Genomic DNA, 24097 nt, shown 5'->3' on the forward strand with positions numbered 1-24097 from the left:
CACGGTAACCATTCATCCGGCGGCTCTGGCTGTCGTCGGCAGCGAGGGAGGACGATGTCGACCGTGACCCCGGACGCCGCCTCGGACGAGCTGCGGACGGTCGAGCACTCGCCGGACCGCCCGGTGGTGCGCAGGGTGACCCGCCGTCCCGCGCCCACGCTGGCCGCCGCCGGGGACCTGCTGCGCGCACTGGCCGCGCCGGTGCGCATCGCGATCGTGCTGGAGCTGCGCGAGGCCGAGCGCTGCGTGCACGAACTCGTCGAGACCCTGGGCGTGGCGCAGCCGCTGATCAGCCAGCACCTGCGGGTGCTGAAGTCCGCGGGCGTCGTCCACGGCGAGCGCCACGGCCGTGAGGTCGTCTACCGGCTCGTCGACGAACACCTCTCCCACATCGTCGTCGACGCGGTCGCCCACGTCGAGGAAGACGGCCCCCGGTGAGCGAGGACCGCTCCGCCGCCACCGTCCCCGGCAAGCGCTCGACCCGGCAGCGCACCGCCGTCGCCCGCCTGCTCGACCAGCTCGACGACTTCCGCTCCGCGCAGGAACTGCACGAGGAACTCCGCAAGCGCGGCGAGGGCATCGGCCTGACGACGGTCTACCGCACCTTGCAGTCCCTGGCCGACGCGGGCGAGATCGACGTCCTGCGCACCGACACGGGCGAGGCCATCTACCGCCGCTGCTCCAGCCACCACCACCATCACCTGGTGTGCCGCACGTGCGGGCACACCGTGGAGGTGGAGGGCCCCGCGGTGGAGCGCTGGGCGGAGCGGGTGGCGTCGGAGAACGGGTTCTCCGACGTCAGCCACACCGTGGAGATCTTCGGCACCTGCAACCGCTGCGCCTGATCAGCCCTCGTACGGGTTCTCCGGCTGCGGGATCTGCGAGAGCCCGGTCACGGTGAGGGTCGGCACGTAGTCGGTCTCCTTGGTGGCGGTGCCCATCTGGACCTGGCCGATGGCCTCGATCCACATGTCGTTCTCCAGCGAGTCCGTCCCCGCCCCGTCGAGCTTGACCTTCACCGGGAACGCGTCCGCCGCGCAGCAGGCGATGGACAGCCGTGCCAGGTAGACGGTGTCGCCCTGGGCGACGATGAAGCCGGTCAGCCGGACGGTGCGGTCCTTGAGGGAGTCCCCGGAGTCCCACGCCGCGCGGGCGGCGAAGTCGCTCATGGCGACGGTGACCACGTCGCCCTGGGGAAGCGCGGGGAACAGGGAGCGGCCGTCGGTGCCGGAGGCGCGGCTGGCCGCGGCCTGGTTGTCGCCGCGCATGACCGAGTCCGCGCCCAGGGCGGGCGGGGCGATCAGGAAGATAGCCAGGACCGGGAGCAGCAGCAGCCACGCGCTGCGGGCCGAGTGGTTGTGCTCGTGCTCGTCATCGGAGTGCTCGCCGGCCGCGTGCTCGCCGGTGGAGTGCTCGCCGGTGGAGTGCTCGCCGGTGGAGTGCTCGCCGGTGGAGTGGCTGCCCGCGGGGTGCGCGTCACCGGAGTCGATCGCGACGGCGGTCGCGCCCGAGGGGGCGCCGTGGGCCGCGGCGACGGGCTCGGCGGCGACCGCCTCGGGCGCCGCTTCCCTGGGGGCGATCAGGTCGCGCGCGATGGAGATGATCGCGAGGGCCACCATGACCAGCCCGCCGCCGATGAGCCACGGCTGGTGCGCGGGCTTGACGTAGAGCAGGTACGCGCCGGTGAAGGAGATCTTCAGCAGCGCGCCGCCCGCCAGGATCAGCAGGATGTTCTGGGTTTCGCGCCTCATCCGAGTCCTCCGAGGAACACCAGGCCCGACACGACCGCGCACGCCACGGCCACGACGAAGGTCGCGGGGGCGAAGCGCATCGCGAAGGAGCGGCCGAACGTGCCGGTCTGCAGGGCGAAGAGCTTGACGTCGATGGCCGGGCCGACGACGAGGAACACCAGCTTGGGCAGCAGCGGCATCCCGGCGATCGACGCGGCGACGAACGCGTCGGCCTCGCTGCACAGGGCCAGCAGGACCGCGAGCACCGCCATGACGATGACGCCGAGCACGATCTGCTCGCCGAGGGTGTCCACCCACGCCCGCGGGATGGCCACGTTCAGGACCGCCGCGGTGAGGCCGCCGAGGACCAGGAAGCCGCCCGCGTCGACCAGGTCGGCGCGCGAGGTCTCGAAGAACGTCCGCCACCGGCTGCGCCCGGACTGCTCCGGCAGGCGCCGCAGCGCCCGCTCGATGATCCACTCGGACTTGCCGAAGCGGGCCCACAGCCAGCCCATGAAGATCGCGGTGGCCAGCGAGCCGACCAGCCGGGCGGCCACCATCTCCGGGTTGTTCGGGAACGCGACGTTCGTCGCCACCAGCACGACCGGGTTGACCGCGGGCGCGGCGAGCAGGAACGTCAGGGCGACCGAGGTCGGCACGCCCTGCTGCATCAGCCGCCTGGCCACCGGGACCGCGGCGCACTCGCACGTCGGCAGCGCGACACCGGCGATGCCCGCCACGGGCACGGCCGCCATCTGCTTCTTGGGCAGCATCCGGTTCAGCGCGCTCGCGGGCACGAACGCGGCGATGGCGCCGCTGATCAGCACGCCGAGCACCAGGAACGGCAGCGCCTGGACGCACACCGCGACGAAGATCGTGGCGCCGGTCTGGATGGCCCCGACGTCCAGCCACGACGTCAGCCAGCCCTGCCCGAGCAGCGCCACCACCAGCAGCGCGCACAGGACCTCCAGCGAGGTGATCCGCCGGGCGGGTTTCTCCGGAGGCGCCGCCGGAGCTGTCTGGACCTCAGTCATGCTCGCCCCCGGGTCGCGGATAGGTCACCGGGCGCATGATGCCGGCCGGGGGGTCACTTCCGGGAGCGCTGGACGTCGGGTGTAGCCGAATCGGTTGTTCCCAGCAGGTCGGCGCGCAACTGGGAAGCCGTCGAGACGACCAGCAGCAGCAGGGTGCCCAGCGGGGCGACCTCCAAGCCGTGGGCGGGGAAGGCGTAGCGCAGGGTCACGTCCATCCCCCGCTCGGTGCGCACGACGCCCAGGGTGCCGAACAGGCCCTGGCCCGCGCGCTCGGCGGCGGAGACGGCCAGCGCGGGGTCCTCGGGCAGGTCCCAGGCCACGACGCAGGTCAGGCTCAGCACGACCAGGCCCTCGGCCAGCTGCATCGCCTGCACCGCGCACGGCACCTCGCCGTGGCGGAAGGTCAGCGAGCCGTCGTCGTCGGCGGTGACGTCGTGGTAGAGCTCCAGCGCCTCGCGGGTACGGGCCAGCAGCTCGGTCTCGGTGCTCATGCGGTGTCTCCGGTCTCGAGCAGGGCGGCGACCTCGTCGGAGTCCTGGGCGGCGCCGAAGCGGCGGTCGCGGCGGGCGAACTCGGTCGCGGCGGCCCACAGGTGGGTGCGGTCGAAGTCGGGCCAGAGGACGTCCTGGAACACCAGCTCGGCATAGGCGGACTGCCAGAGCAGGAAGTTCGAGGTGCGCCGCTCCCCCGACGGCCGGATGAACAGGTCCACGTCGGGCATGTCCGGCTGGTACATGTACCGGGCCAGCGTGCGCTCGTCGACCTTCTCCGGGTTGAGCCTGCCCGCCGCGGCCTGCCGGGCGATCTCGCGGGCGGCGTCGCCGATCTCGGCGCGGCCGCCGTAGTTGATGCACATGGCCAGGTTCAGGCGGTCGTTGGGCTGGGTGCGCTCCTCGGCGACCTCCAGCTCCTTGATGACGCTGCGCCACAGCCGCGGCCTGCGACCGGCCCAGCGCATCCGCACGCCCATCTCGTCGAGCTCGTCGGTGCGGTGGCGGATGACGTCGCGGGAGAACCCCATCAGGAAGCGCACCTCCTCGGGGCTGCGCCGCCAGTTCTCGGTGGAGAAGGCGTAGAGCGAGAGCCATTTAACACCCAGCTCAAGACAGCCCATCGCGGCCTCGACCACCTGCGCCTCGCCGCGCTTGTGCCCCTCGACGCGGGTCAGGCCGCGCTGGTTGGCCCAGCGCCCGTTGCCGTCCATCACGATCGCGATGTGCTTGGGCACCAGGTCGGCGGGCAGAACCGGCGGCCGGGCGCCGGAGGGGTGGGGCCGGGGCGGGCAGATCGGCCTTCCCGCCGCACTCCTGCTGGGCGGCCGCCGTCGCAGCACGGTACCTCCGATGGGGGGAAGAATGTCAGGCGATCCTACCGAGCGGCGGTCACGGGCTCCGCTTGCGCTCCACCAGCGGGAGCGAGCGCAGCTGGCGCTCCAGGTGCCACTGCAGCAGCGCGGCGACGAGGCCGGAGGTCTCCCTGCGGACCGGTTCGCCGCTGGCCTCCGCGACGTCCCACAGGCCGTGGGCCAGGGCGTCCATCAGGGTCAGCACGTCCCGCGACGGGCTGGCCGAGCCCGCGGGGCGGCAGCGGAAGCAGACCGAGCCGCCCGCCTGCACGCTGAAGGCGGGGTGCGGGCCGGGCTCGCCGCAGCGGGCGCACTCGCCGATGGCCGGGGCCCAACCGGCGAACGCCAGCGCGCGCAGCAGGAACGCGTCGAGCACCAGGGAGGCGTCGCGGGTGCCGTCGGCCAGGGCCCGCAGCGCGCCCGCGACCAGCAGGTACAGGCGCAGGACCGGCTCACCCTCCTCGGCGGAGAGCCGGTCGGCGGTCTCCAGGACCGCGCACGCCGCGGTGTAGCGGCGGTAGTCGGCGGCGATGGTCGCCCCGAAGGCGTCCAGCGTCTGCACCTGGGTGATCACATCCAGCGTGCGCCCGGTGTAGAACTGCACGTCGACGTGGGCGAAGGGCTCCACGCGCGCGCCGATGCGCGAGGTCATCTTGCGCACGCCCTTGGCCACGGCGCGGACCTTGCCGTGCTTCTGGGTGAGCAGGGTGATGATCCGGTCCGCCTCGCCGAGCTTCTGCACGCGAAGCACCACCCCGGTGTCGCGGTAGAGGCTCACCCACGCATCCTAGGGCGTCGGCAGGGGTGACCAGACCTGCTCACGCCGCGGTCACACGTACAGCGCGGCGAACGGGGCGAAGGGCAGGTTGCGCACCACGAACCACAGGACCAGCACGGGGATGACCACGTGCGGGGTGTACCGCCAGTGCGGCCACGACCGCGCGCGCCGCCCCCGCACGCGCCCCACCGTCCACACCACGACAGCCCAGGCGAACAGCGCACCGAACACAAGGGACACAGCGTTGTAGCGCAGCGCGGCGCCAATATCCCCGTGCAGCAGGCTGTAGAGCATCCGCAGACCACCGCAGCCCGGACAGCACAGCCCGAAGGCGGACTTCGTCGGGCACGTCGGCAGCCACCCGCCCGGCGTCGTCGGGTCGGCCAGCACGACGGCCACGCAGCCGCCCACCACGAGCGCCCCGGGCCCCAGCGCCGAGAGCAGCGACCGCCGGGGCACGAGCATCTAGAACCCCAGGCGACGCAGCTGGCGCGGGTCGCGCTGCCAGTCCTTGGCGACCTTGACGTGCAGGTCCAGGTACACGCGCGTGCCCAGCAGCGCCTCGATCTGCTGGCGCGCCGCCGTGCCGACCTGCTTGAGCCGCTCGCCGCGGTGGCCGAGGATGATCCCCTTCTGGCTCGACCGCTCGACGAAGACGAACGCGTGCACGTCCAGCAGGTCGTCGCGGCCCTCCCGGGGCACCATCTCCTCGACGGTGACCGCGATCGAGTGCGGCAGCTCGTCGCGCACGCCCTCCAGCGCCGCCTCCCTGATCAGCTCGCCGACCAGGATCGCCTCGGGCTCGTCGGTCAGCTCCCCGCCGGGGTAGAGCGGCGGGCCCTCGGGCAGCCGGGCGACCAGCAGGTCGGCCAGCGTGCCCACCTGGTAGCCGTCCTTGGCCGAGACCGGGATCAGCTCGGCGAAGTCGAAGGCGGCCTGCAGGGCGAGCAGCTGCTCGACCACCAGCTCGGGCGCCACCAGGTCGGTCTTGGTGACCACGCCGATGATCGGCGTCTTGCGGGCCACCTTCACCAGCTCGGCGAGGATGAACTTGTCCCCTGGTCCGACCTTCTGGTCGGCGGGCACGCAGAACCCGACGACGTCCACTTCGGACCAGGTTTGTCGGACGATGTCGTTGAGCCGCTCTCCCAGCAACGTGCGGGGGCGGTGCAGGCCGGGGGTGTCCACGATGACCAGTTGCGCGTCGGGTCGGTGCACGATGCCGCGAATGGCGTGCCGGGTGGTCTGCGGCTTGCTGGAGGTGATGGCGATCTTGCCGCCGACGAGGGCGTTGGTCAGCGTCGACTTACCCGCGTTGGGCCGCCCGATGACGCAGGCGAACCCGGACCGGTGCGCGGAGTCGTTGTCACTCACCGCCTCATTGTGCCCTTCGCAGTCCGGGAGCCGTGATGCGGTGCAGGTCAAGGGTGTCCCTCAGCGGCGCCACGCCCGGTCCGCCCGAGGTCAGCCAGCTTTCGATGTCATCGAAGACGGCGTCGGAGAGCACCCAGCCCAGCCACACCGGCGCGCTGCCCTTCGCCTGGACGACCACCACGCCCGCGATGTCGCAGGTGTCCAGGCAGTCGGCGGTCCGCACGCTCGCGCCGGTCTCCGCCGCGAGGGCCCGCAGCCGGGCCAGCCGCCCCGCCCGGTCGACGGTGGCGTCATCGGGGACCGATCCGCTGAAGCACTCCGCGCAGACGGTGAGCCTCACCGCAGGATGTCGACGACCGCGCCCGAGGCGTCCGCGCGCAGCACGGGGGCGTCGGCGGACAGGTCGCGCACCGCGGCGACGGAGGCGGCGTCCACGGCGTCGGCCGCGGTGACCACGGCGGCGGCCTCCAGGCCGGGCGCGCCGCTGGAGACCGCGGCGGCGACGGCCGCCTGCAGCGCGGTCAGCTTCAGGGAGGGCAGGTCGACGCTGGCAGCGGCGTAGGTGCGGCCGTCGGTGTCGCGGACCGCGGCCCCCTCCGCCGCACCGGTGCGCGCCCGGCTCGAGCGCGCCAGGGTCACGATCTTGGCGTCCTCCGGGTCCAGCTCAGCCACGCTCGACGCTCCTCTCCCGCTCGGCCTCGTCGGCCGGTTCCGCGGCGGCCTCGGACCGGCGCACGACGACCGAGGTGATGCGCACCCGGCCGCGGCTGTCCTTGCCGCCCTCGGCACGGAACCGTAGCCCGGTGATCTCGGCCTCCGCGCCGGGAAGTGGCACACGTCCCAGCCGCTGGGCCAGCAGCCCGCCCACGGTCTCCACGTCCGGGTCCTCCAGGACCATGCCGAACAGGGCGCCGAGGTCCTCGACCGGCAGCCGCGAGCTGACCCGCACCGCGCCGTCGTCGAGGTGCTCGACCGGGGGCCGGTCGTCGGTGTCGGACTCGTCGGTGATCTCCCCGACGATCTCCTCCAGGATGTCCTCGATGGTCAGCAGGCCCGCCGTGCCGCCGTACTCGTCCACGGCGATGGCCAGGTGGTTCTTGGACACCTGCATCTCGCGCAGCAGGTCGTCCACGCGCTTGGTGTCGGGCACGAACGAGGCCGCGCCCATCAGCTCGGCCACCGTGCGGTTCTCCGCGCCGGGCTCCATCCAGGCGCGCACCAGGCCCTTGAGGTTCACCGTGCCGACGATGTCGTCGACGCTCTCGCCGATCACCGGCAGCCTGCTGTACCCGGTGCGCAGCGACAGGGCCAGCGCCTGGCGCACCGACTTGGCCTGCTCGATCCACACCATCTCGGTGCGCGGGACCATCACCTCGCGGGCGATGGTGCCGCGCAGCTCGAACACCGAGTGGATCATCTCCCGCTCGTCGGCGTCGACGACGCCGCGCTCCTCGGCCATGTCGACCAGCTCGCGCAGCTCCACCTCCGAGGAGAACGGGCCCTCGCGGAAGCCCTTGCCCGGGGTGATCGCGTTGCCGACCATGATCAGCAGTCGGGACAGCGGCCCGAGCACGGTCCCCAGCGCGCGCACGGGACCGGCCAGGAGCAGCCCGACGCTGTAGGGGTGCTGGCGGCCGATGGTGCGCGGACCGACGCCGACGAGCACGTAGGACACCACGAGCATCCCGAGCGCGGCGATGAGCCCGGCCAGCAGACCGGGCTCGATGTGGCGCAGGCAGACCGCGGCGACCAGCACCGTGGCCGCCAGCTCGCAGCTCAGCCGCAGCAGGAGCAGGAGGTTGATGTGGCGGGGCCGCTCGGACAGCACGGCGGCGAGCTGCCGCGCGCCGGCGCGCCCCTGCCGGACGAGCCCGTCGACGCGGGCCTTGGAGACGGTGGAGAGCGCGGCGTCGGCCGCGGCGAAGACCCCGGCGGCGAGCACGAGCAGGACGGCGATGACGAGCAGACCTGCCGAATCGGCGGACAACGGCTCCCCCGGGCTAGCGTTTGTCGGTCGAGTCGGGCTCGGTGAGCCCGACGGCGCCGAGGAGCTTGTCGTCCTCGACGCGCTGCGCGGCCCGCCGCCGCGCGTCGGTGCTCGCGGCCCGGAAGTCGGTCAGGATGCGCTTCTGCAGCGTGAACATCTCCCGCTCCTCGGCGGGCTCGGCGTGGTCGTAGCCGAGCAGGTGCAGCACGCCGTGCACGGTGAGCAGGTGCAGCTCGTCGGCCAGGCCGTGCCCGGCCTTGCGCGCCTGGTCCTTGGCGAACTCCGGGCAGAGCACGATGTCGCCGAGCAGCGCGGGCCCCATGTCGGATGCGTCTGGGCGCCGGGCGCTGTCCAGCTCGTCCATCGGGAAGGCCATGACGTCGGTGGGGCCCGGCAGGTCCATCCAGCGCTCGTGCAGGTCGGCCATCACCTCCAGCTCGACCAGCAGCACCGACAGCTCGGCAAGGGCGCTGACGTTCATCCGGTCCAGGGCGAACCGGGCGGCGGCGACGATCGACACCTCGTCGACCGCCACCCCCGACTCGTTGGCTATCTCGATGCTCACCGGCTCATTGTCCCTGGGACGGCTAACGGCCCTGCCTGCGCCCGCCCGCCCGGACCCGGGGCGCGGGCTCGGGGGTGCTCTCCTGCTCGTCCTGCCAGCGCTCGTAGGCGTCCACGATGTCCCCGACCAGCCGGTGGCGGACCACGTCGGCACTGGTGAGCAGGGAGAAGTGCACGTCGTCGAGCCCGGCGAGGATGTCGCGCACCACCCGCAGCCCACTGCGCTGCCCACCGGGCAGGTCGACCTGGGTGATGTCCCCGGTGACCACGATCTTCGAGCCGAAGCCCAGCCGGGTCAGGAACATCTTCATCTGCTCCGGCGTGGTGTTCTGCGCCTCGTCCAGGATGATGAACGCGTCGTTGAGGCTTCTACCGCGCATGTACGCGAGCGGGGCGACCTCGATGGTCCCGGCGGCCATCAGGCGCGGGATCGACTCCGGGTCGACCATGTCGTGCAGGGCGTCGTACAGGGGGCGCAGGTACGGGTCGATCTTCTCGTTGAGGGTGCCGGGCAGGTAGCCCAGGCGCTCGCCCGCCTCGACCGCCGGGCGGGTGAGGATGATCCGGTTGACCTGCTTGGCCTGCAAGGCCTGGACCGCCTTGGCCATGGCCAGGTAGGTCTTGCCGGTGCCCGCCGGGCCGATGCCGAAGACGATGGTGTTGGCGTCGATGGCGTCGACGTAGCGCTTCTGGTTCAGGGTCTTGGGGCGGATGGTGCGCCCGCGCCGGGACAGGATGTCCAGGCTGAGCACCTCGGCCGGGGACTCGGCCGTGCCCGCCGAGAGCATGGCGATCGTCCGCCGGACCGTGTCCGGACCGAGCTGCTGCCCGCGCCCGGCCAGGGTGATCAGCTCGGTGAACACCCGCTCGGCGAAGGCGACGTCCGCCGGGGTGCCCGAGAGGGTCACCTCGTTGCCTCGGACGTGCACATCGGCCTCGAGCAGCTCCTCTGCCAGCCGCAGGTTCTCATCGCGGGAACCGAGCAGGGCCAGCACGGCCCCTTCCGGGACTGCGAACCGGGACTGGGCGGCGTCGGTTCCCTCGGACTGGGACTCCGCGCCCTCTTCGCTACCGGTCGTCACGTGCTCTCGGTCCTGCCTTCTGCGCCCGCGCGCTGCTTTCGGGGTGGCCGTAACCGATGCTAGCCCTGCACACCGATGGCGCGCACCGGAGAAACGCTCAGCGGCCGAAGCCCGCCAGCTGTTCGCCGCCGAGAACGTGCAGATGGGCGTGGAAGACGGTGCGGCAGGCGTCGTCGCCGGTGTTGGCGACGAACCGGTACCCGGACTCGGCGACGCCCTCGATGGCGGCCACCGCCGCGCCCGCGGCGATCACGTCGGCGAGCAGTTCCGGCTGCCCGGCCAGCGCGGCGATGTCCTCGTGGTGGACCTTGGGCACGATCAGGACGTGCACCTTCGCCTGCGGGCTGATGTCGCGGAAGGCGTAGACGGTGTCGGTCTCGTGGACCTTGGTCGAGGGGATCTCCCCCGCGACGATCCGGCAGAACAGGCACTCGGCGCTCATGCGCGCCAGCTTATGCACCGACCCCGAGGAGAAGACGGGTGGTCGTGCGGATGCCGGACCTCGCGGGCGAGCGTCCGTTCGAGTGGGATCACCGCGCGGCACTTCGAGCCGAAGCGCTCCTGGAGAAGCCGCGCGGGCGGTGGAACCTGGGGGTCGCCCCACCGCCCAGCGCGGCGCCGCCGGACCGAGGGGGGAGGTGTCCGGCGGTCGTCCACCGGCTCGGCCCGGAACCACTCGATTGGTTCCTTTGGCCGATGCCGTGGGAGAAGCGTAGCCCGACCTGTGGTACCCGCGCCACCGCGAGTTGGGGGGTTCGCGGTCAGTGCCAGCGCGGCGTCAGGACGCCGATCGCGCCGAGGGCGACCGCCGCGGCGGTGGAGGTGCGCAGCACGCTCGGACCCAGCCGGACCGGGACCGCTCCGACGCTGGTCAGGGCGGTCAGCTCGGCCGGGTCGATGCCGCCCTCCGGGCCGACGACCAGCACGATGTCGCCCTCAGCGGGCAGGGCCACCTCGGCCAGGCGGGTCGCCTCGCCCGCCTCGAGGACCAGCACCAGGGCGGCCCGCTCCGCCCGTCGGGACAGGGCGGCGGTGTCGACCGGCTCGGCCACGACCGGCAGCCACGGGCGGCGGGACTGCTTGCCCGCCTCCCTGGCGGTGGCGCGCCAGCGGGCGAGTGCCTTGTCCCCGCGCGGGCCGTCCTCCCACCTGGCGACGCTGCGCCGCGCGCGCCACGGGATGATCTCGTCGGCGCCCGCCTCGGTGGCCAGTTCCACGGCCAGCTCGCCGCGGTCGCCCTTGACCAGTGCCTGGGCCACGACCACGCGCGGCGAGGGGGCGGGCTCGCTCCAGCGCCGGTCGACCCCGAGGTCCAGCGTGTCGCGGCCCGCGGCGCGGACCGTGCACCGGGCCACGGCGCCGCGGCCGTCGGAGACCAGCAGCTCCTCCCCCGCGCGCAGCCGCCGCACGGCAGCGGCGTGGCGGCCTTCCGGACCGTCCAGGGTGAAGTCGGTCTCGGGCACCGACTCCACCAGGAACAGCGCCAGGGTCATCGCGGGTGGCGCGAGCGCAGCCGGGAGAACAGCCCGCCGCCGCGGCCGTTGGCGGCGGCCAGCGTGCCGTCCTCCTCGCCGCGCAGCCCGGCCAGCTCGCGCAGCAGCTCGCTCTGCCGGGCGTCGAGCTTGGTGGGCACCTCGACCTCGATGTGCACGTGCAGGTCGCCGCGGCCGTCGACGCGGCCGGTGGAGCGCAGCCGGGGCAGGCCGCGCCCGGCCATCACCAGCTCGGTGCCCGCCTGGGTGCCCGCGGCCAGGTCCAGCTCGACCTGCCCGTCCAGGGTCTCCAGCTTGAGCACCGAGCCCAGGGCCGCGGTGGTCATGGGCACGCGCAGGGTGCAGTGCAGGTCGGCGCCCGCGCGCTCGAAGGTGTGGTGGGGCAGCTCCTGGACCTCGACGTAGAGGTCACCGGCCGGGCCGCCGCCGGAGCCGACCTCGCCCTGGCCGGACAGGCGCACGCGCATCCCGTCGGCCACGCCCGGCGGGATCTTGGCGGTGATGGTGCGCCGCGCGCGGACCCGGCCCTCGCCGATGCACTGGCTGCACGGGTCCGGGATGACCTCGCCGAAGCCGCGGCACACCGGGCAGGCGCGGGCGGTGACGACCTGGCCGAGGAACGAGCGCTGCACCGACTGGACCTCGCCGCGCCCGTGGCAGGTGTCGCAGGTGGTGGGGCTGGTGCCCGCCGCGCAGCCGGAGCCCCGGCAGACGTCGCAGAGCACGGCGGTGTCGACGGTGATGTCACGGCTGACGCCGGTCGAGCACTCCTCCAGGGTCAGCTCGATGCGCAGCAGCGCGTCGGAGCCGGGCTGCACGCGGCTGCGCGGGCCGCGCCCGCTGCCACCGCCCGCCGCGGCGCCGAAGAAGGCGTCCATGATGTCGCCGAGGCCGAACCCGCCGAACGGGTCGCGGCCCCCACCACCGCCGCCGCCGTTGGCCAGCGGGTCGCCGCCGAGGTCGACCATCTTGCGCTTCTGCGGGTCGGACAGGACCTCGTAGCAGGCGGTGACCTCCCGGAAGCGCTGCTGGGCGGCCTCGTCAGGGTTGACGTCGGGGTGAAGTTCGCGCGCGAGCTTGCGGTAGGCGCGCTTGATCTCCTCAGCGCTCGCGTCCGGGCGCACGCCCAGCGTGCCGTAGTAGTCCCTCGCCACCGTGTTCAATCCTCCTGCCCCGGGCGCCCCGGGGCTCCCTCGATAACCGTCCCCGCCTACTGGCTGAGGATCTCTCCCACGTAGTTGGCCACCGCGCGCACGGCGGCGATGTTGGTCGGGTAGTCCATGCGCGTCGGACCGACCACGCCGAGCCCGCCGAGGTGGTTGCCGCCGAGGCGGCCGTACCCGATGGACACCACCGAGGTGCTGCGCATCTCCTCGGCCTCGTTCTCCTCGCCGATGCGCACGGTGATGGTGCGCGAGTCGCCCGCGGCGGCCAGCAGCTTGAGCACGACGACCTGTTCCTCCAGCGCCTCGAGCACCTGGCGCAGGGAGTTCGGGAAGTCGGTCGCGCTGCGGGTGAGGTTGGCGGTGCCGCCGAGCACCAGCCGCTCCTCGGGGTGCTCGACCAGCGACTCGACCAGCACGGTGCTGACCTTGATGACGTGGTCGCGCAGGTCGCCGGGCGCGGACTCGGGCAGCTCGGCGACCTTGGCCGCCGCGTCGGTGAGCCGCCTGCCGGTGAGCGCGGTGTTGAGCATGGCGCGCAGGCGGGCGACGGACTCGTCGGTGATCACGTCGCCGAGGTCGACGACGCGCTGGTCGACGCGGCCGGTGTCGGTGATCAGCACCAGCATCAGCCGGGCCGGGGTGATGCCGACGACCTCGACGTGGCGCACGGTCGAGGTGGTCAGGGTCGGGTACTGGATCACCGCGACCTGGCGGGTGAGCTGGGCCAGCAGCCGCACGCTGCGGCGCATCACGTCGTCGAGGTCGATGGCGCCGGTGAGGAAGCTGCGGATGGCCCTGCGCTCCGCCCCGGTCAGCGGCTTGACCTCGCTGAGCCGGTCGACGAAGAGCCGGTAGCCCTTGTCGGTGGGGATGCGGCCCGCGCTGGTGTGGGGCTGGGTGATGTAGCCCTCTTCCTCCAGCGAGGCCATGTCGTTGCGCACGGTCGCGCTGGAGACGCCCAGGTTGTGCCGCTCGACGATCGCCTTGGAGGCGACCGGCTCGTTGTCGCGGACGTAGTCGGCGACGATGGCGCGCAGGACCTCGAACCGCCGTTCGTCCGCGCTGCTCATACCCACCTCCTCGGCAAAACCTGCTGGTCTCGACTCAAGTTTACGGAGCGTCGGCGCTCGCGTGGTTGCTCGGTGCCCGATCACGTTCGGACATCAGTGCCGGAGCCCCCTTGCGTGGGCCGTCGGCTCTGCCCGAATCTTCAGGCCCCCTCACGTTACGGAGCCGCGATGGAAGCCTCCTCGACGCTGACCACGATCTTCCTCCCGATCGCGCTGGCGATCATCATGTTCGGCCTGGGCCTGCACCTGACCGTGGCCGATTTCACTCGGGTGGCCAAGGTCCCGAAGGCGGCGCTGCTGGCGCTGGGCGTGCAGGTCCTGGTGCTGCCCGCGGTGTGCCTGGGCCTGGTGCTGCTGTTCGACCTCGAACCGCTGCTCGCGGTGGGCATGATGCTGCTGGCCGCGTCGCCGGGCGGGACGACGGCGAACATCTTCAGCCACCTCGCGGGCGGGGACGTCGCGCTGAACATCACGCTGACGGCGATCAACTCGGTGCTGGCGGTGGTGACGCTGCCGATCGTGGTCAACCTGGCCATCGACGGGTTCCTCGGCGGCGGGGCGGAGATCGGGCTCCAGCCCGCGAAGATGCTGCAGGTCTTCGCCATCGTGCTGGTGCCGGTGGCGGTCGGGATGGCCGTGCGCAAGCGGTTCCCCGACTTCGCCGACCGGATGACGCGGCCGGTGAAGATCGCGTCGATCATCGTGCTCGCGCTGGTCATCGCGGGCGCGATGATCGCCGAGCGGGACAACATCCTGGGCTACCTGCGCGACGTCGGCCTGGTGGCGCTGCTGCTGTGCGTGATCAGCCTGGGCCTGGGCTACCTGGTGCCCCGGCTCGCGCGGGTCGAGCGCGGGCAGGCGATCGCCTCGTCGTTCGAGGTGGGCATCCACAATTCGACGCTGGCCATCACCATCGCGCTGTCGCCCGCGCTGCTGGACAACCCGACGATGGCGGTGCCCGCGGCGGTGTACGGGGTGGTCATGTTCATCCCGGCCGCGGCCATGGCCTACGCCGTGGGGACCAGGCGGCGCGCGGCGGTGCCGTAGTCGGCCTAGGCCGTGCTCCACATCTGAAACGCGGCCTCGGTCCCCGCGGGTGTCACCGCTGTCCGCGCGTGGTGATCGGGACGCGGGCGGCGCCGCGCAGGTTGATGCGGCCGTTCCACTCGACGTCCCCGGCGAGGGCCAGGCCGGGGAAGCGGGCGATCAGCCCGCCCAGGGCGAGTTGGGCCTCCATCCGGGCCAGGGCGGCGCCCAGGCAGTGGTGGGGGCCCGCGCCGAAGGAGACGTGGAGGCGGGCGTCGCGGCGGGTGATGTCGAGGGCGTCGGCGGTGGGGCCCCAGAAGCGTTCGTCGCGGTTGGCCGAGGCCAGGCCGACGATGACGAAGCTGCCCGGCGGGATCTCCTGGCCGCCGACGGTGACCGGGGCGGTGGTGACGCGCCTGCCGGACTGCACCGGGGAGTCGTAGCGGAGCAGCTCCTCGACCGCGTTGCCGATCAGGGCGGGGTCCTCGCGGATCGCGCGCAGCTGCTCGGGGTGGCGCAGGAGGGCGACGACGCCGTTGGAGACCAGGTTGACGGTGGTCTCGTGGCCCGCGACGTAGAGCAGGACGACCTGGGCGACGAGCTCGTCGTCGCTGAGGACGTCGCCGTCCTGCTCGGCGCGGATCAGGGCGGTGAGGAGGTCGTCGGCCGGGTTGGCGCGCTTGGCGGCGATGACCTCGGCGCAGAGTGCGGAGAGCTCGGCATCGGCGGCCTTGACGCGCCGGGCCAGCTCGGGGTCGGCGATGGGTTCCAGGGAGCGGACCAGGGTGCCGGTGAGCTCGCGGATGTGGTCGCCGTCGGCCAGCGGCATGCCCAGCATCTCGTTGATCACCGCGAAGGGCAGCGGGAAGGCCAGCTCGGCGACGACGTCGCCGCCGTCGCCGCCGTCGGCCAGGCGGTCGAGGCCCTCGTCGACCAGCGCGGCGATGCGCGGGCGCAGGCCCTCGATGGCGCGGGGGGTGAACACCTTGGCGACCAGGGACCGCAGGCGGGTGTGGTCGGGCGGGTCGCGGTCGAGCATGGACAGGCCCTTGCCGCGGAAGTGGCCGTCGCCGGAGGACTCGCGGATCTGGTCGCGGACCGGGTGCGGGGCCAGGTTGCGCTGCTCGACGGACAGCCCGGCGCGCAGGAGGTCGGCGACGTCGTCGTGGCGGGTGACGAACCAGAACCCGAGCGGGTGCTCCTGCACCGGGCTGGCGTCGCGCAGCTCGCGGTAGTGCGGGTACGGGTCGTCGGTGAAGCCGGGTGCGAACGGGTTGAACAGGAGCATCTCGGTCATCGTCAACCTACCCCGTGTCGGTCACATACTCAGCGTATGTCGATACGGTACACGCCATGTCCGCCCCCAGGAGCCGACGCGAGCAATATTCCGAGGCGACCCGGACCGCCCTGCTCGACGCGGCCACCCAGCGCTTCGCCACCCACGGCTTCGCGGGCACCGGCCTTGAGGACATCGCCGCCGACATCCGCGCCACCCGCGGCGCGGTCTACCACCACTTCAGCAGCAAGAAGGCCCTGTTCGAGGCGGTGCTCGACGAGCAGGAGATCGCCGGGCTGGCCCACATCAAGGCCGCCCGCGCCGCCGCCCCCGACCCCTGGCAGGGCGCCCTCGCCGCCGTGGAGGCGTTCCTCGACCAGTGCCTCGACCCGGTCTACAGCCGGATCGTGTGGCAGGAGGGCCCGATCGCGCTGGGCTGGAAGGCGTGGCAGGAGGCCGAGGGGAAGTACGCCTACGCCCACATCGAGGAAGTCCTCGGCGAACTGGTCGCCCTGCGCCTGCTCGACCCGATCCCGCTGGGCACCGCCACCCGCATCTGCTTCTGGCTGCTGGGCTCGGCGGGCCTGGCCCTCGCCGAGACCGACCCGGCCGGGCAGCCCGCCCTCCGCGCGGAGTTCAGCTCCGTCATCGGCCGGATGCTCGGCGGCCTGCGCTCAGGTCAGCCTGCGAACCACGGCGTCGGCGAGCAGCCTGCCGGTTGAGGTGAGGACGCAGCGGCCCTCGCCCAGCGCCACGGGGTCGAGCAGGCCGTCAGCGACGGCGGCCGCCGCCTCGGCGCGGGCCGCGTCGTCCAGGACGTCCACGGGCAGGCCCTCGGCCAGGCGCAGCTCCAGCAGGACGCGCTCGACGCGGCGGTCGTCGGCGGAGAGGACCTCGCGCCCCGCGGCCGGTGAGCGCCCCTCGGCGAGGGCGCCCGCGTGCCGGGCCGGGTGCTTGACGTTCCACCAGCGGACCCCGCCGACGTGGCTGTGCGCGCCCGGCCCCGCGCCCCACCAGTTGTCGCCGCGCCAGTAGAGGAGGTTGTGCAGGCAGCGGGCGTCGTCGGACGCCGCCCAGTTCGACACCTCGTACCAGCGCAGCCCGGCCCCGCTCAGCGCGGCGTCCACCTGCTCGTAGCGGTCGGCCAGCACGTCGTCGTCGGGGGCGGGCAGCTCCCCGCGCCGGACGCGGCGGGCCAGGGCGGTGCCGTCCTCGACGATCAGGGCGTAGGCGGACACGTGGTCCACCCCCGCCGCCAGCACCGCGTCGAGGGAGGCGGCCAGGTCCGAGGCGCGCTCGCCGGGGGTGCCGTAGATCAGGTCGAGGTTGACGTGGTCGAACCCGGCCGCCCGCGCCTCGCCGACCGCCGCGACGGCGCGGCCCGGGGTGTGGACGCGGTCGAGCACCCGCAGCACGTGCTCGGCCGCGGACTGCATCCCCAGCGACACGCGCGTGTACCCGGCCTCGCGCAGTTCCGCGAAGAACGACGGCGAGGTCGACTCGGGGTTGGACTCGGTGGTCACCTCGGCCCCGGGCGCCAGGCCGAACGCGGACCGGACGTGGTCCAGCACGGACGCGAGCCCCGAGGCGCCCAGCAGCGACGGCGTCCCCCCGCCCACGAACACCGTCGACACCGGCGGCGCCGACCCCAGCACGGTGGCCGCCAGTTCCAGTTCCCGCCCGACCGCGTCCAGCCACGACGACGGCGACGCCGACCCGCCCAGCTCCCCCGGCGTGTACGTGTTGAAATCGCAGTACCCGCAGCGGGTGGCGCAGAACGGGACGTGGACATAGACCCCGAACGGCCGCGTGCCCACGGATGTGAGCGCGCTAACAGGCAGCGCCCCGTCCGCGGGCGCCGGATCACCGTCGGGAAGCACGGAAGGCACCCGCCAATCCTGTCATCCGGACTAAAGACCGTACATTCCGACCTCTCCGGTCGAGGACAAATGTCCGGTCATTGCCGACCACAGTGGACGATGATCGATCTGCCATGTGGCCTGGCAGAAGGCAAGCGGGGCGCCGGGTATCCCATGATGCGGATGGCGGTGGACCACACCCTGGACGCGTGGCAGTCTGGGGACATGTCAGCAGCGACCGAAGTCCGACTCGTGGCCCGCCGCCACGTGGATTTCCGTCGCGTTTCCAGCGCGATGTGCCGCCCGCGTCTCTGACGCGGGCAACCTGTCTCGAATTCAGCAGGCGTCGGCGCGCTGGCAGGTGTGACAACCGCACGGTTGTCCTCGGGTCCACGTGCGCGAGCGCCCCGACCCGGAGGACGTACCGGTGTCTCCCACCACCACCCCCTCGCCCGCCAAGCGCGCGCGCCGCGGCGAGGGCCAATGGGCGCTCGGCTACCGAGAGCCGCTGAATCCGAACGAGCGCTCGAAGAAGGACGACAACCCGCTCAACGTCCGCGCGCGCATCGAGAACATCTACGCCCACGGCGGCTTCGACAGCATCGACCCCGGGGACCTGCGCGGGCGGTTCCGCTGGTACGGCCTCTACACCCAGCGCAAGCCCGGCATCGACGGCGGGCGCACCGCGACGCTGGAGCCCGAGGAGCTCGACGACGAGTTCTTCATGCTCCGCGTGCGCACCGACGGCGGCGCGGTCACCACCGAGCAGCTGACCGTCCTGGGCGAGCTGTCCCAGACCTACGGCCGCGACACCGCCGACATCACCGACCGGCAGAACATCCAGTACCACTGGATCCGCATCGAGGACATGCCCGCCATCTGGCGCAAGCTGGAGGGCGCGGGCATGACCACGATGGAGGCCTGCGGCGACTCCCCCCGCGTCGTGCTCGGCTCGCCGGTGGCCGGGATCGCCGAGGACGAGGTGATCGACGGCTCCCCGGCGATCGCCGAGATCCTGGAGCGCTTCGTCGGCGACCCGGCGTACGCCAACCTGCCGCGCAAGTTCAAGTCCGCGGTCTCCGGCCTGCCCGACATCGCCCACGAGATCCACGACGTGGCCTTCGTCGGCGTGGTGCACCCCGAGCACGGCCCCGGCTTCGACGTCTGGGTCGGCGGCGGCCTGTCCACCAATCCGATGATCGGCCAGCGCCTGGGCGCCTGGGTGCCGCTGGCCGAGGTCGCCGACGTCTACGGCGCGGTGATCAGCGTCTTCCGCGACTACGGCTACCGCCGCCTGCGCAGCCGGGCCCGGATCAAGTTCCTGGTCAAGGACTGGGGCGCGGCGAAGTTCCGCGAGGTCATGGAGGAGAAGTACCTCCACCGCACGCTGGTCGACGGCCCCGCCCCCGCGGTCGCGTCCACCCCGGTCGACCACGTCGGCGTGCACCGGCAGAAGGACGGCAACTTCTACGTCGGCGCCGCCCCGATCGCCGGGCGCGTCTCCGGCACCATCCTCATCGACGTGGCCAAGGCCGCCGAGCGTGCCGGGTCGCGCCGGGTGCGGTTCACCCCGCAGCAGAAGCTCGTCGTGCTGGACGTGCCCGAGACCGAGGTCTCCGGGCTGCGCGCCGACCTGGCCAAGCTGGGGCTGCAGGTTGAGCCCTCGCCCTGGCGGCGCGGGGTGATGGCGTGCACCGGCATCGAGTTCTGCAAGCTGGCCATCGTCGAGACCAAGGCCCGCGCGCACACCCTGGTCGCCGAGCTGGAGACCCGGCTCAAGGACATCACCGACGGCATCACCGCGCCGATCTCGGTGCACATCAACGGCTGCCCGAACTCCTGCGCGCGCATCCAGACCGCCGACATCGGCCTCAAGGGACAGATCGTCACCGACGACGGCGGCGCGCAGGTCGAGGGCTTCCAGGTGCACCTGGGCGGCGGGCTCGGCCTGGACGCCGGGTTCGGCAAGAAGCTGCGCGGCCACAAGGTGACCGCCGACGACCTGCCCGACTACGTCGAGCGCGTGGTCCGGGCCTACGTCGCCGAGCGCGCGCCGGACGAGCGCTTCGCCCAGTGGGTCACCAGGACGGACGAGGCGAACCTGCGATGAGCGCCGACCGACGTCCCACCCGGAGGCGGCCGTGACCGAGCGCGCCGTGCCGTTCCACTGCCCGTTCTGCGGGGAGGAGGACCTGCGACCACACGAGGAGCCGCAGGGGGCATGGGTCTGCATGTTGTGCCGGCGGGTCTTCACGGTGAAGTTCGTCGGTCTCTACGTTGGCGACACGACTGCGGGGGTGAACGAATGACCAACACCGTGCGGGAAGACCTGCGCGACCTGGCCACGCGGGCGGAGACCGAGCTGGCCAACGCGGGCGCGGCCGAGGCGCTGGAGTGGACCGCGCGGACCTTCGGCGAGAAGTTCATCGTGGCCTCGAACATGCAGGACGCGGTGCTCATCGACTTGGCGTACCAGGCCAGGCGCGACTTCGACATCCTGTTCCTGGAGACCGGCTACCACTTCGCCGAGACCATCGGCGTGCGCGACGCGGTCGACCTGGTCTACCCCGAGGCGCGCATCGTCACCGCGCAGGCCGAGCAGTCGGTGGCCGAGCAGGAGGCGGAGTTCGGGCTGCTGAACAAGACCGACCCGGGCCGCTGCTGCCTGCTGCGCAAGGTCGTGCCGCTGCAGCGCACGCTGTCGAGGTACGACGCGTGGGTGACCGGCGTGCGCAGGGTGGACGCGCCGACGCGGGCGAACACCCCCATCGTGCAATGGGACGACCGCAACGGCCTGGTGAAGGTCAACCCGATCGCGGCGTGGACCGACGAGGAGTTCGCCGCCTACATCGCCGAGCACGGAATCCTGGAGAACCCGCTGGTCGGGGCCGGGTACCCGTCCATCGGCTGCGCGCCGTGCACCAGCAAGCCGCTGCCGGGGCAGGACGCGCGCAGCGGGCGCTGGGCAGGGCAATCCAAAACCGAGTGCGGACTGCACGGGTAAAGGGACGAGATGACACTGACGGACATCCCCGCAGGCCTGGACGCCCTGGGCAGGCTCGAATCCGAGGCCATCCACATCTTCCGGGAGGTCGCGGGCGAGTTCGACCGCCCGGTGATCCTCTTCTCCGGCGGCAAGGACTCCACCGTCCTGCTGCACCTGGCGGTCAAGGCGTTCTGGCCCGCCCCGGTGCCGTTCCCGCTGCTGCACGTGGACACCGGCCACAACCTCGACGAGGTCATCGAGTTCCGCGACCGCACGGTGCAGCGCCACGGACTGCGGTTGCTGGTGGCCAACGTGCAGGACTACATCGATGACGGCCGCCTGAGCGAGCGCGCCGACGGCACCCGCAACCCGCTGCAGACCGTGCCGCTGCTCGACGCGATCACCGGGAACAAGTTCGACGCGGTCTTCGGCGGCGGGCGCCGCGACGAGGAGCGCGCGCGGGCCAAGGAGCGCATCTTCAGCCTGCGCAACTCCTTCGGCCAGTGGGAGCCGCGCCGCCAGCGCCCCGAGCTGTGGAACCTCTACAACGGCAGGCACAAGCCCGGCGAGCACGTGCGGGTGTTCCCGCTGTCGAACTGGACCGAGCTGGACGTCTGGCGCTACATCGAGCGCGAGCGCATCGACCTGCCCGACATCTACTTCGCCCACCAGCGCGAGGTGTTCAAGCGCGACGGCATGTGGCTGACCCCCGGTCCGTGGTTCGGGCCCAAGGACGGCGAGGAGCTGCTGGAGAAGACGGTGCGCTACCGGACCGTCGGCGACGGCTCGTGCACCGGCGCCGTGGAGTCCGACGCCGCCGACATCACCGCGGTGATCGCCGAGGTCTCGGCCAGCAGGCTCACCGAGCGCGGCGCGACCCGCGCCGACGACCGGCTCTCCGAGGCCGCGATGGAAGACCGCAAGCGGGAGGGCTACTTCTGATGACCGACCTACTCCGGCTGGCCACGGCGGGCAGCGTCGACGACGGCAAGTCGACGCTGGTCGGGCGCCTGCTCTACGACACCAAGTCGGTCCTGGCCGACCAGCTCGACGCCGTGCACCGCGCCAGCGTCGACAAGGGACTGTCCACTCCGGACTTGTCGCTGCTGGTCGACGGCCTGCGCTCCGAGCGGGAGCAGGGCATCACCATCGACGTGGCCTACCGCTACTTCGCCACGCCGAACCGCAGCTTCGTCCTCGCCGACACCCCGGGGCACGTGCAGTACACCCGCAACACGGTGACCGGCGCGTCCACGGCGCAGCTGGCGATCCTGCTGGTCGACGCGCGCAAGGGCGTCATCGAGCAGACCCGCCGCCACGCCGCGGTGCTGGCGCTGCTGGGCGTGCCGCGGCTGGTGCTGGCGGTCAACAAGATCGACCTGGTGGACTACGACGAGGAGACCTTCGCCGTCATCGCCAAGGAGTTCGCCCAGCACGCCGCCGCCCTGGGCTACGCGGCGGACGCGGTGCGCACCATCCCGGTCTCGGCGCTGGTCGGCGACAACGTCGTGGACCGCTCGGCCAACACCGACTGGTACTCCGGCCCGACGCTGCTGGAGCACCTGGAGTCGGTGCCGGTCGAGCCCGACCCGCACGACGTGCCGCTGCGCTTCCCGGTGCAGTACGTGATCCGCCCGCGCACCGCCGAGCACCCGGACTACCGCGGCTACGCGGGCCAGGTGGCGGCGGGCACGGTCCGCCCCGGCGACGCGGTCGTCGTGCTGCCCGCGGGCCGCACCACCACGGTGACCCGCGTGGACACCCCCGACGGGGAGCTGACCGAGGCGCGGGCGGGCCAGTCGGTGACCCTGCTGCTGGCCGACGACATCGACATCACCCGCGGCGACCTGATCGCCCCGGCCGACGCGGCGCCGTCGGTGTCCGACGACTTCGACGCCACCCTGGCCTGGCTGGGCGACAAGCCCCTGCGGTCGGGCGCCAGGGTGCTGGTCAAGCACGGCACCCGCACGGTGCAGGCGGTCATCGCCGAGCTGGGCGCCCGGTTCGACGAGCAGACCCTGTCCATCGTGGACTCCCCGGAGTCGCTGGAGCTCAACGACATCGGCCGGGTCCGGCTGCGCACGGCCGAGCCGCTGCCGCTGGACAACTACACCGCGGTGCCCCGCACCGGCGCGTTCCTGGTCATCGACCCCGCCGACGGCAGCACGCTGGCCGCCGGTCTGGTCGGCGCGGGCCTGCCGGGCCTCGACCTGGTTCCCGCGGGGCCGTGATGACCAGGGTGCTGGCGGCGCTCGCCGCGTTGGTGGTGCTGGTCTCGGGGTGCACCCGGGTCCAGCGCACCGAGGCGTGGGAGCGCGGGCCGGTGCCGGACCGGGGACCGGCCGCCGAGCTGCGGCTGGGCTACTTCCCCAACGTCACCCACGCCTCGGCGCTGATCGGCCTGGAGAAGGGCTTCTTCGCCGCCGAGCTGGGCGGCACGACCCTGGTGCCGACGAAGTTCACCGACGGCGCCACCGAGGTCTCGGCGTTCCTCGGCGGGTCGCTGGACGCCGGGTTCATCGGCTCCGGTCCCGCGCTCAACGCCTTCGCCAAGTCCGAGGGCCGCGCGGTGCGCCTGGTCGCCGGGGCGACCTCCGGCGGGGCGCAGCTGGTGACCGCGCCGGAGATCACCTCGCCGGAAGACCTCGCGGGCCGCGTCGTGGTCACCCCCGCGCTGGGCAACACCCAGGACATCGCCCTGAAGACCTGGCTGGCCGAGACCGGGCTCACCGGGCGGGTCGAGGTCACCAACCGCGACCCCGCGCAGACCTTCGCCGCGTTCACCAAGGGCGAGGTGCAGGCCGCCTGGCTGCCCGAGCCGTGGGCCTCGCGGCTGGTGCTCGACGCGGGCGCGCGGGTCCTGCTCGACGAGGCCGAGCTGTGGCCCGCCGGGCGCTTCCCCACGACGGTGCTGCTGGTGCGCGCGCAGTTCCTCGCCGAGCACCCGCAGACCGTGCGCGCGCTGGTTCGCGGCCTGCTCGCCACCAACGCCTGGGCCCTCGCCCACCCTGGCGACGCGGCGGCGGCGGTGAACACCCAGCTCGAGGCGCTGACCAGCAAACCGCTGAGCGAGCCGGTGCTCGCGCGCGCCTACGCGGGCATCGAGCCGACCACCGACCCGATCGCCTCGGCGTTTCCCGAGCTGGCCGAGGACTCGGTCACCGCGGGCATCGCCCTGCGCCCGGTGGACCTGGCCGGGTTCGCCGACTTCACCGCGCTGAACGCCGAGCTGGCCGCCCGCGGGCAGCCCGCCGTCGACTCGGCGGGGCTGGACCGCCGCAAGACCCCGAACTAGACCCGAACAGAACCGACCGGAAGGCAGGCACC

The 24097-nt window shown here is 72.7% G+C and carries 28 protein-coding genes; 10 read left to right on the forward strand and 18 right to left on the reverse strand.

Translation table 11 applies throughout. From position 1 onward, the window contains the following. Positions 1–54: 54 nt before the first annotated feature. A complete protein-coding gene (locus tag ACTG9Q_RS18185; RefSeq protein WP_455573978.1) occupies positions 55–438 on the forward strand; it encodes an ArsR/SmtB family transcription factor in 384 nt (127 codons plus the stop codon). Beyond that, positions 435–845, forward strand: a complete 411-nt coding sequence (locus ACTG9Q_RS18190; RefSeq protein ID WP_455573979.1) for a Fur family transcriptional regulator — start codon at positions 435–437, stop codon at positions 843–845. Before ACTG9Q_RS18185 ends, ACTG9Q_RS18190 begins: the two co-directional genes overlap by 4 nt. Here the strand turns inward: ACTG9Q_RS18190 and ACTG9Q_RS18195 are convergent, their stop codons facing one another. From ACTG9Q_RS18195 to hrcA, 16 genes are all read right to left on the reverse strand, one after another. Continuing rightward, entirely contained in the window at positions 846–1751 is a 906-nt protein-coding gene (locus ACTG9Q_RS18195; RefSeq protein ID WP_455573980.1) for a TIGR03943 family putative permease subunit, read from the reverse strand. Continuing rightward, positions 1748–2764, reverse strand: a complete 1017-nt coding sequence (locus ACTG9Q_RS18200; protein ID WP_455573981.1) for a permease — start codon at positions 2762–2764, stop codon at positions 1748–1750. Before ACTG9Q_RS18200 ends, ACTG9Q_RS18195 begins: the two co-directional genes overlap by 4 nt. A gap of 53 nt (positions 2765–2817) precedes the next feature. Continuing rightward, on the reverse strand, positions 2818–3255 hold the full coding sequence (locus tag ACTG9Q_RS18205; protein ID WP_455573982.1) for a hypothetical protein: 438 nt from the start codon (positions 3253–3255) through the stop codon (positions 2818–2820). Then, on the reverse strand, positions 3252–4097 hold the full coding sequence (locus ACTG9Q_RS18210; protein ID WP_455573983.1) for an isoprenyl transferase: 846 nt from the start codon (positions 4095–4097) through the stop codon (positions 3252–3254). The genes ACTG9Q_RS18205 and ACTG9Q_RS18210 overlap by 4 nt, the downstream gene beginning before the upstream one ends. A 49-nt stretch (positions 4098–4146) precedes the next feature. Further along, positions 4147–4887 carry a DNA repair protein RecO gene (recO, locus tag ACTG9Q_RS18215; RefSeq protein WP_455573984.1) on the reverse strand — a complete coding sequence of 247 codons (741 nt, stop codon included), beginning with the start codon at positions 4885–4887 and terminating at the stop codon, positions 4147–4149. Between the two features lie 51 nt (positions 4888–4938). After that, positions 4939–5352: a DUF2752 domain-containing protein gene (locus ACTG9Q_RS18220; protein WP_455573985.1), complete on the reverse strand. Its 414-nt coding sequence runs from the start codon at positions 5350–5352 to the stop codon at positions 4939–4941. Next, positions 5353–6261 (reverse strand): GTPase Era, encoded by a 909-nt coding sequence (gene era / locus ACTG9Q_RS18225; protein WP_455573986.1) that lies wholly within the window; start codon positions 6259–6261, stop codon positions 5353–5355. Between the two features lie 4 nt (positions 6262–6265). Continuing rightward, positions 6266–6601 (reverse strand): (2Fe-2S) ferredoxin domain-containing protein, encoded by a 336-nt coding sequence (locus tag ACTG9Q_RS18230; RefSeq protein WP_455573987.1) that lies wholly within the window; start codon positions 6599–6601, stop codon positions 6266–6268. Further along, a complete protein-coding gene (locus ACTG9Q_RS18235) occupies positions 6598–6933 on the reverse strand; it encodes a cytidine deaminase (RefSeq protein WP_455573988.1) in 336 nt (111 codons plus the stop codon). Before ACTG9Q_RS18235 ends, ACTG9Q_RS18230 begins: the two co-directional genes overlap by 4 nt. Next, positions 6926–8248: a hemolysin family protein gene (locus ACTG9Q_RS18240; RefSeq protein ID WP_455573989.1), complete on the reverse strand. Its 1323-nt coding sequence runs from the start codon at positions 8246–8248 to the stop codon at positions 6926–6928. The genes ACTG9Q_RS18235 and ACTG9Q_RS18240 overlap by 8 nt, the downstream gene beginning before the upstream one ends. A gap of 13 nt (positions 8249–8261) precedes the next feature. Next, complete coding sequence (ybeY, locus tag ACTG9Q_RS18245; RefSeq protein ID WP_455573990.1) at positions 8262–8813, reverse strand: rRNA maturation RNase YbeY; 552 nt, start codon at positions 8811–8813, stop codon at positions 8262–8264. A gap of 22 nt (positions 8814–8835) precedes the next feature. Then, positions 8836–9894, reverse strand: coding sequence for a PhoH family protein (locus ACTG9Q_RS18250; protein WP_455573991.1), 1059 nt, complete (start codon positions 9892–9894; stop codon positions 8836–8838). A gap of 97 nt (positions 9895–9991) precedes the next feature. Next, positions 9992–10336 carry an HIT domain-containing protein gene (locus tag ACTG9Q_RS18255; protein ID WP_455573992.1) on the reverse strand — a complete coding sequence of 115 codons (345 nt, stop codon included), beginning with the start codon at positions 10334–10336 and terminating at the stop codon, positions 9992–9994. Positions 10337–10655: 319 nt separating this feature from the next. Then, the gene (locus ACTG9Q_RS18260) at positions 10656–11387 is read right to left on the reverse strand and encodes a 16S rRNA (uracil(1498)-N(3))-methyltransferase (protein WP_455573993.1); all 732 of its coding nucleotides are present in this window, start codon (positions 11385–11387) and stop codon (positions 10656–10658) included. After that, positions 11384–12541: a molecular chaperone DnaJ gene (dnaJ, locus tag ACTG9Q_RS18265; RefSeq protein WP_455573994.1), complete on the reverse strand. Its 1158-nt coding sequence runs from the start codon at positions 12539–12541 to the stop codon at positions 11384–11386. The genes ACTG9Q_RS18260 and dnaJ overlap by 4 nt, the downstream gene beginning before the upstream one ends. Positions 12542–12597: 56 nt before the next feature. Beyond that, positions 12598–13623 carry a heat-inducible transcriptional repressor HrcA gene (hrcA, locus tag ACTG9Q_RS18270; protein WP_455573995.1) on the reverse strand — a complete coding sequence of 342 codons (1026 nt, stop codon included), beginning with the start codon at positions 13621–13623 and terminating at the stop codon, positions 12598–12600. A 168-nt stretch (positions 13624–13791) separates the two neighbouring features. On the opposite strand from hrcA, the gene ACTG9Q_RS18275 reads away from it, so the two are divergent. Continuing rightward, on the forward strand, positions 13792–14670 hold the full coding sequence (locus ACTG9Q_RS18275) for a bile acid:sodium symporter family protein (RefSeq protein WP_455573996.1): 879 nt from the start codon (positions 13792–13794) through the stop codon (positions 14668–14670). 52 nt (positions 14671–14722) lie between these two features. Here ACTG9Q_RS18275 and ACTG9Q_RS18280 read toward each other — a convergent pair whose 3' ends face one another. Next, positions 14723–15946, reverse strand: coding sequence for a cytochrome P450 (locus tag ACTG9Q_RS18280; RefSeq protein ID WP_455573997.1), 1224 nt, complete (start codon positions 15944–15946; stop codon positions 14723–14725). A gap of 56 nt (positions 15947–16002) precedes the next feature. Between ACTG9Q_RS18280 and ACTG9Q_RS18285 the strand changes: the two genes are divergently transcribed. Next, positions 16003–16647 carry a TetR/AcrR family transcriptional regulator gene (locus ACTG9Q_RS18285; RefSeq protein WP_455573998.1) on the forward strand — a complete coding sequence of 215 codons (645 nt, stop codon included), beginning with the start codon at positions 16003–16005 and terminating at the stop codon, positions 16645–16647. On the opposite strand, the gene hemW is transcribed toward ACTG9Q_RS18285, so the two are convergent. Continuing rightward, positions 16600–17814, reverse strand: a complete 1215-nt coding sequence (hemW, locus tag ACTG9Q_RS18290; protein WP_455573999.1) for a radical SAM family heme chaperone HemW — start codon at positions 17812–17814, stop codon at positions 16600–16602. The genes ACTG9Q_RS18285 and hemW overlap by 48 nt on opposite strands. Positions 17815–18211: 397 nt before the next feature. Here hemW and ACTG9Q_RS18295 point away from each other — a divergent pair, with 397 nt between their 5' ends. The 6 genes from ACTG9Q_RS18295 to ACTG9Q_RS18320 are packed head-to-tail and all read left to right on the forward strand — an operon-like array spanning position 18212 to position 24065. Continuing rightward, positions 18212–19894 (forward strand): nitrite/sulfite reductase, encoded by a 1683-nt coding sequence (locus ACTG9Q_RS18295; RefSeq protein ID WP_455574000.1) that lies wholly within the window; start codon positions 18212–18214, stop codon positions 19892–19894. A 31-nt stretch (positions 19895–19925) separates the two neighbouring features. Further along, on the forward strand, positions 19926–20093 hold the full coding sequence (locus ACTG9Q_RS18300) for an Insertion element protein (protein ID WP_455574001.1): 168 nt from the start codon (positions 19926–19928) through the stop codon (positions 20091–20093). After that, positions 20090–20788: a phosphoadenylyl-sulfate reductase gene (locus tag ACTG9Q_RS18305; protein WP_455574002.1), complete on the forward strand. Its 699-nt coding sequence runs from the start codon at positions 20090–20092 to the stop codon at positions 20786–20788. Before ACTG9Q_RS18300 ends, ACTG9Q_RS18305 begins: the two co-directional genes overlap by 4 nt. 9 nt (positions 20789–20797) lie before the next feature. Beyond that, on the forward strand, positions 20798–21712 hold the full coding sequence (cysD, locus tag ACTG9Q_RS18310) for a sulfate adenylyltransferase subunit CysD (RefSeq protein ID WP_455574003.1): 915 nt from the start codon (positions 20798–20800) through the stop codon (positions 21710–21712). Next, positions 21712–23001 carry a sulfate adenylyltransferase subunit 1 gene (locus ACTG9Q_RS18315; RefSeq protein WP_455574004.1) on the forward strand — a complete coding sequence of 430 codons (1290 nt, stop codon included), beginning with the start codon at positions 21712–21714 and terminating at the stop codon, positions 22999–23001. The genes cysD and ACTG9Q_RS18315 overlap by 1 nt, the downstream gene beginning before the upstream one ends. Next, the gene (locus tag ACTG9Q_RS18320) at positions 23001–24065 is read left to right on the forward strand and encodes an ABC transporter substrate-binding protein (protein WP_455574005.1); all 1065 of its coding nucleotides are present in this window, start codon (positions 23001–23003) and stop codon (positions 24063–24065) included. Before ACTG9Q_RS18315 ends, ACTG9Q_RS18320 begins: the two co-directional genes overlap by 1 nt. Positions 24066–24097: the final 32 nt, after the last annotated feature.

It is taken from the genome of Actinokineospora lacus, assembly GCF_053813445.1.